Here is a 1,633-nt window from a genome sequence, read left to right on the forward strand (position 1 = left end):
GTAAGCGGTCCTTTAACAGCATCTGTATAAACAGCTCGAAAGGAACGAAGATAGTGTCCACTTATAATCAGGTGGACACCTATGAAGGAGCATAACACGCGATTATCGCGGCCATTAATCGTGGGGCACGGGCGAGACGGCCGTTGCCTTTATGATCCGGAAGCCAAGCGGGAGCTAGTGAAAGTTTGCTTGCATTCGGGCACATCGGTTGCCAAGATCGCTCTGCAATACGGTATCAATGCCAATCTGCTGCGCAAGTGGATGGGGCATTACCGAGAAACAGGACATCCGAATCCGAACAGTCCATTAACGTTGCCGGCTTTTGTGCCCGTTCAGTCGCTGAGCGCAGAGAAACCGGCTGAGTCAGCGCTCAGTGCGGAGTTGCCCAACGGCGTTAAACTCGCGTTACAGCCTGTCGAGCTGAGCGACCTGCCGGTGATTTTGAAGGCGTTGGCCGAGCTGCCATGTTTCGTTTCGACGCAGGATTGAAGGTCTACCTGCACCGCGAGCCGGTCGACGGCCGCAAGGCCATCAATGGTTTAGCGCTGCTGGTTGAGCAGGCATTAGGCTTGAATCCGTTCGAGCCGGCCATCTACGTGTTCAGCAATCGCCGGCGGGATCGGATCAAACTGCTGTTGTGGGACCGCACCGGTTTTTGGTTGATGCTCAAGCGGCTGGAAGCCGACCGTTTTCACTGGCCGAAAGAGGCAGCAGTTGTGACGTTGACGGTCGAGCAACTCCACTGGTTGTTAGCCGGTATTGACTTGGCCGCGATGCGGCCGCATCCGGCACGAACCTATACCCAAGTAGGCTGAAACGCGGATGTAAAGCCGGTAAAATAACGGCATGACGCCCACCATCACGCTGTCCACCGAAGACTACCAAGCCTTGCTGGCCGAGCAGCAACGGCTGGCGAGTCAACTGCGGTTGGTGACGGTCGAGCGTGATTTATTGAAAGAACGTGTGGATGCCTTTCTGCATAGGCTGTATGCCGCAAAATCCGAGGCGCGGGCCAATCCGGCCCAGCGCGACCTGTTCCTGAACGAAGCCGAAGTGTTGGCGCCGAACGGTGCTCCAATCGCCGAGGAAGCCACGCCCGAAGCGGTCGAGGTGGCCGGTCACCGCCGCCAGAAACGCGGTCGCAAACCGCTCGATCCGCATCTGCCGCGTGAGATCGTGCGCCATGAATTAGCAGAAGCCGAACGCATCTGTGCGCATGACGGTACTCGTCTGGTGGAAATCGGCGCTGAAATCAGCGAGCAGCTCGACATCGTCCCGCAACAGGTGCGAGTCATTCAACATCACCGCGTCAAATATGCCTGCCCGTGCTGCGATGAAAGCATTCGCGTGACGCCGGCACCGGTTCGCATCATCCCCAAAGGCTTGCTCACCGAAACGGCATTAGCCTGGGTCGTCACCGCCAAATACCAGGATAGCCTGCCGCTGTATCGGCAAGCCGCGCTGTTGAGCCGTTTCGGCGGCGATCTGTCGCGCAACACGCTGGCGGCTAGCATGGTGCGGGTTGGCGACGCAGTGCAACCCATCATCAACTTGCTGCGCGACCATCTGCTCGATGCCGATCTGATCCTGGGCGACGAAACCGTGGTTCAAGTGCTCAAAGAATCCGGCCGAG

Annotated in this window: 3 protein-coding genes; all 3 read left to right on the forward strand. The window is 58.0% G+C overall.

The features are described 5' to 3' along the window. The first annotated feature begins 81 nt into the window (after nt 1-81). Nucleotides 82-489: a transposase gene (locus BJL95_RS19580; protein WP_254786668.1), complete on the forward strand. Its 408-nt coding sequence runs from the start codon at nt 82-84 to the stop codon at nt 487-489. Then, complete coding sequence (gene tnpB / locus BJL95_RS19585) at nt 465-815, forward strand: IS66 family insertion sequence element accessory protein TnpB (RefSeq protein ID WP_064031840.1); 351 nt, start codon at nt 465-467, stop codon at nt 813-815. The genes BJL95_RS19580 and tnpB overlap by 25 nt, the downstream gene beginning before the upstream one ends. Before the next feature lie 31 nt (nt 816-846). Beyond that, on the forward strand, nt 847-1,633 hold a 787-nt coding region (locus BJL95_RS19590; protein WP_139306346.1), incomplete at its 3' end, for a transposase.

Origin of the sequence: Methylomonas sp. LWB (genome assembly GCF_001856095.1) — a bacterium.
GTDB lineage: Bacteria > Pseudomonadota > Gammaproteobacteria > Methylococcales > Methylomonadaceae > Methylomonas > Methylomonas koyamae_A.